5 protein-coding genes are annotated in these 5,130 nt (G+C 66.9%); 4 read left to right on the top strand and 1 reads right to left on the bottom strand.

Features of this window, described 5'->3' with window-relative positions; translation table 11 throughout:
- The 4 genes from IE312_RS42700 to IE312_RS31755 form a co-directional block, all read left to right on the top strand.
- On the top strand, positions 1 to 2,897 hold a 2,897-nt coding region (locus IE312_RS42700), incomplete at its 5' end, for an RHS repeat-associated core domain-containing protein (RefSeq protein WP_229900671.1).
- Between the two features lie 13 nt (positions 2,898 to 2,910).
- Positions 2,911 to 3,261: a hypothetical protein gene (locus IE312_RS31765; protein ID WP_189985719.1), complete on the top strand. Its 351-nt coding sequence runs from the start codon at positions 2,911 to 2,913 to the stop codon at positions 3,259 to 3,261.
- A gap of 23 nt (positions 3,262 to 3,284) precedes the next feature.
- Positions 3,285 to 3,704: a contact-dependent growth inhibition system immunity protein gene (locus IE312_RS31760; RefSeq protein WP_306419844.1), complete on the top strand. Its 420-nt coding sequence runs from the start codon at positions 3,285 to 3,287 to the stop codon at positions 3,702 to 3,704.
- 33 nt (positions 3,705 to 3,737) lie between these two features.
- Positions 3,738 to 4,040 (top strand): DUF6881 domain-containing protein, encoded by a 303-nt coding sequence (locus IE312_RS31755; RefSeq protein ID WP_189985718.1) that lies wholly within the window; start codon positions 3,738 to 3,740, stop codon positions 4,038 to 4,040.
- Between the two features lie 382 nt (positions 4,041 to 4,422).
- Here IE312_RS31755 and IE312_RS31750 read toward each other — a convergent pair.
- On the bottom strand, positions 4,423 to 5,130 hold a 708-nt coding region (locus IE312_RS31750), incomplete at its 5' end, for an RpnC/YadD family protein (RefSeq protein WP_189985717.1).

The raw sequence follows: 5,130 nt of genomic DNA, 5'->3' as shown, positions 1-5,130 counted from the left end.
CCGAGGGGCGCATCGTCTCCTGGACGGACACCAACGACAGCCACTTCACCTACGCCTACGACGACCAGGACCGCTGCACCCGCCAGTCCGGCGCCGCCGGCCACCTGGCCTCGACCTTCACCTACGGACCGGTGGATGCGGACACCGGCGAGCACACCACGACGATCACCGACTCACACGGCCACAGAACCCACTACCGGATCAACCGCCGCTGCCAGGTCGTAGCCGAGACGGACGCCGTCGGCGCGACCACGCACTACGCCCGCGACCGCCACAACCGCCTGCTGTCCACGACAGATCCCCTGGGCCACACGACCACGTTCGAGTACGACGAGGCAGGCAACCTCACCCGAGTGGTCCGCCCGGACGGCCGCGAGGCACGCGCGGAGTACAACGACCTGAGCCAGCCGGTGAAGGTGGTGAACCCGGACGGCACGGTGATCCGCCAGACCTACGACGACCGGGGCAACCTCACCACGCTGACGGACCCGGCCGGCCGGACGACCCGCTTCACGTACACGGAGGCCGGCCACCTCACGTCGGTGACGGACCCCCTGGGCGCGACCACGACGGTCGTCTGCGACCGCGCGGGCCTCCCGGCAGAGGTGACGGACCCGCTGGGCGCCACCACACGCTACGAACGCAACGCACTGGGCCTACCGACCACCATCACGGACCCCACGGGCGCCACGACCCGCCTCGAATGGTCCCTCGAAGGCCGGCTGACGCGCCGCACGGCCCCCGACGGCACCACGGAGACGTGGACGTACGACGGCGAGGGCAACTGCACGAGCCACACGGACCCCCTCGGCGGGGTCAGCCGCTACGAGTACACGCACTTCGACCTGCTGACGGCCCGCACCACCCCGGACGGCGTCCGCTACGAATTCACCCACGACACCGAACTACGCCTGACGGCGGTCACGAATCCACACGGCCTGACCTGGACGTACGAGTACGACGCGGCCGGTCGCCTGATGCGGGAGACGGACTTCGACGACCGTGCTCTGGAGTACGCGTACGACGCGGCGGGCCGCCTGGCCACGCGGCGCAACGCGCTCGGCGAGGAGACGTCCTTCGCACGCAACGAACTCGGCCAGGTCCTCCGCAAGAGCACGAACGGCAGGAGCACGACCTACGCCTACGACCTGACCGACCAACTGGCCCAGGCCGTGGGCCCCGACGGCACGACACTGACCCTGCTGCGCGACCGCCACGGCCGCCTGCACTCGGAAACGGTCGACGGCCGCACGGTGACGTACACCTACGACACCCTGGGCCGCCGCACCGGCCGCACCACCCCGACCGGAGCCACGACGACATGGTCGTACGACGCGGCAGGCCGCCCCGCCGGCATGGTCGCGTCCGGCCGGGCGATCGACTTCACGTACGACCAGGCAGGCCGCGAGGTGTCCCGCCGCATCGGCGGCACTCTTGCCTTCGAGCACACCTTCGACCCCTTGGGCCGCCTGACGAGCCAGTCAGTGACCGGTGCGCGGAACCGAACGATCCAGCACCGGAGGTACACGTACCGAGCCGACGGCAACCTGACGGCCGTCGACGACCAGCTGTCCGGCACCCGCCGCTTCGACCTCGACGCGACGGGCCGGGTCACGGCGGTCCACACGGCCGGCTGGACGGAGCGGTACGCCTACGACGAGGCAGGCAACCAGACCGAGGCGTCCTGGCCCTCGGACCACCCGGGCGCAGCGGCAACGGGCCCACGCGCGTACGCGGGCACCCGCATCACCCGGGCCGGCAACGTCCGCTACGAACACGACGCCCTGGGCCGCATCACCCTCCGCCAGAAGACCCGCCTGTCCCGCAGACCGGACACCTGGCGCTACGAGTGGGACGCCGAAGACCGCCTCACCGCGGTGACGACCCCCGACGGCACCCGCTGGCACTACACGTACGACCCCCTGGGCCGCCGCACGGCCAAACTCCGCCTGGCGGAGGACGGCGAAACGGTCCTGGAACGGGTGACCTTCACCTGGGACGGCACCACACTCTGCGAACAGACGACAGCGTCCGCCGACCTCCCCCACCCGATCACCCTCACCTGGGACCACCAGGGCCTGCGCCCCCTGGCCCAGACGGAACGCCTCACCCCGGCCGACACCCCCCAGCAGGAGATCGACTCCCGCTTCTTCGCCATCGTCACCGACCTGATCGGCACGCCGACCGAGCTCGTCGACGAACAGGGCGAGATCGCCTGGCACACCCGAAGCACCCTGTGGGGCACAACGGCGTGGTCGACCAACAGCACCACGTACACCCCCCTACGCTTCCCGGGCCAGTACTACGACCCGGAAACCGGCCTGCACTACAACTACTTCCGCCACTACGACCCGGAAACGGCCCGCTACCTCACTTCCGACCCTCTCGGACTCATTGCCGCACCCAACCCCGCCAGGTATGTGGCCAACCCATGCACCTGGCTTGATCCTCTGGGTCTTGCTGCGTGCACCCCCGGGCAGAGCGGCGCTGAGGTAGATCCCCGAAAACTGGATTATCTATTCAATAAAGACATTAAACCGGATTCACACAACTCTCCCCGCGCACGCCAGAATGAAGCGCAACTCCACCGAATCGGCATTGACGATAATTGCGAGATGCGCACGTATGTGACGGAACACCTGAAGGACGCCTCCCGTCAGCCCTTCGAACGCTCTTTCACCAACACGTGGAACGGCGGCAGCGGCGACTTCGGGGTCACAAGGTCAGTGCTTTACGGTCCGCGCGGCGCGCTGGAGGTAGAGAGCACGTGGCAAGTTCTGCCTGACGGAAACCACAGGTTGTCCACGGTCATCTTCCGCGGCAGCGGACCAGGCGTAAGTATCACCGGCAGCAAGAAGCACTGGCTACCATATATTGAACGACGCTGGACATCCTGATCTGGAGGTAAGAGTGTACAGGGAATTCATTGTTCCCGATGACGAGGAGATCCTCGACCTGATCGGGGAATGGCCGGATACGGTCGATAGCGGCGCCCGTCTACTTACATGGCAAGGCAGCGAAGGAGACTCGCTCACCTTTTCCTATGACACACTGTCCAGATCCGTCAGAGCGCGCTGGACGAGCGGAAATGGCGACGAATTGCTGGACCTCTACCGTGAGGGCGCCACGCGACTGAGGGTTTCCTCCACCGCGTCGGCAACGTACATCTCCGTCGAATTTCACATGGGGGAATGCGCGGGCGAGGTAGTGATTCAAGCGTCTCCGAAGCTGTCCGTGCAGGACCGACTCCTGTACGTCTGATCCGGCGCACCTAGGAGCAGGCCATCATCGCACTTCTTATCGACACCAGCCGCTCGATCGAAGAACTGAAGGGAGATCGCTGGCCTGACCCTCCAAGCGACAGCACTACCTTGGTCCGCAGCGTTCACGAGTTGCGGAGGCGCGCTATCAAACACCTCACAGTGGAGGATCTACGTCGGCTGATCGCCCAGGATGTCGGACTGCGTTGGCTCCTTCCTGTGGCTTTGGACTTCTTACGGGAAACAGCGCCACAGGAAGCTGCGGCCGGCTGGTATGACGACGACTTGCTCTCGGCGGTACTGACGCGACGGGAATCGGTATGGCGGAACGCGCCAGAACTGGCACGTCACCTCGATGAGACAGTGCGCATGCTCACCGACCTATCGCCGTGCATTCAGCGGAAGGTGGACCAGTTTCGGACCGCTCTGCCGGACGTACTGTGACGCCTCGGTAAATTGCTACACGAAGGGCTGACCGTGGAGCACTGGAAGGTTGACTGGGCACATGAACTTCAATCGGAACCAGTCCGCTTCTATAGCGAGATCGGAAGCGATGGGTATGAAGTACGCAAGATCCAAGTCTATCGGGACGGACAGGTACTCAAGGCCGACATGTTCCACGAGTCCGCAGAGATTGGCTTGAGTGAAGTACCCGCGGGATCGATCGATGATGTGGCTAGCCAGCCGGAGTTCTCAGCTTCTGCGATCAGCCCTGAAGAGTTCGAGCGAGCCTGGCGAACCGCCCAGTGGTCGACAAGGAACGTTCCAGGACGGCGGTGATTGGCGGATCTGGGCCACGCAGCGGGGTCTCCGGACGACTCGGGCCTGCATCTCTCCCTAGGACTCCTGGCGCAAATCCGCCAATTACCCCCGCTGCCGCCGATCCGCGCCGCCACCGCCCGTCGGCCGTCAAGCCGGCCTGGCGTCCATGCGAGGCGCGACCGCGCCCCCCGCCAAGGGCACTGAGCAGCAAGGTCGAGGGTCCGGTGCCGGGCTGGGCCACCGCTGCTCCGGGCCGCTCGCTCGCTTTCTGCCCGGGCTGGAGTGGGCCGGGTCAAGGGTGGGCCGCAGGCCCATCGCCGGAGGCGACGCGCAGCGCCCTTGACGCGGACCGCGGAAGCACGACCCTGGCCGGGAAGCGAGCGGCCCGACGCTCACGTGCTCACTCCTCGGTGAACAGCTCCGTGGCCTCGCCCGCGTGGACGGCGCGCTGAGCCCAGACCTCCAGCCGGCCGAGGTCCGTGCAGGCCAGCACCCGCTCCCGGACGGCGTCGGGCACCGGGATGCCCCGCCACTCCAGGATGCGGACGACCATCTCGGCCTTGGCCTGGGCCCGGCCCTGCTCCAGGCCCTGCTCCAGACCTTGTTCGCGTCCCTCTTCGCGTACCTGTTCCGCCAGCGGGTGTCGCCAGAAGTACTGGATCGCCGTCATCAATTCCCTCCACATCTGCTTCGCCTGGGGGTCGGCCAGGTACGAGTCGACGAACTGCACGAAGACCCCGGCACTGTCGGGGTCGATGGTCCGCAGGGCGGATGCCAGGGACTCCAGTATGGCCGGAGCCTGCGGCCCACGCCCGTGTGTCATCGCGGACAGCACCGCAAGGGGGACGTCCCGTTCGGCCTGCCGCTCGTCCGCGATCACCGGCACGTTGTCCGGCCCCAGCACCAGCGGACGCACCGTCAGCGACTCCCACCCCGGGAAACCGAGCCGGATCGGACGCGAGGCCCACTTGGCCGTACCACTGCTCTGCGTGATGGCGATGAGCACCGGCTCGCACCGGTACTTCTCGTACAGGTACGACAGGTAGTACGGCCAGCTGCCCCGCTTCCGGTCGTCCACCTTGCCCTGCGACTCCACCACCAGCAGGTA

Source organism: Streptomyces capoamus, assembly GCF_014654935.1.
Taxonomy (GTDB): Bacteria; Actinomycetota; Actinomycetes; order Streptomycetales; family Streptomycetaceae; genus Streptomyces; species Streptomyces capoamus.
This window is presented reverse-complemented; position numbering and strand designations above follow the sequence as displayed.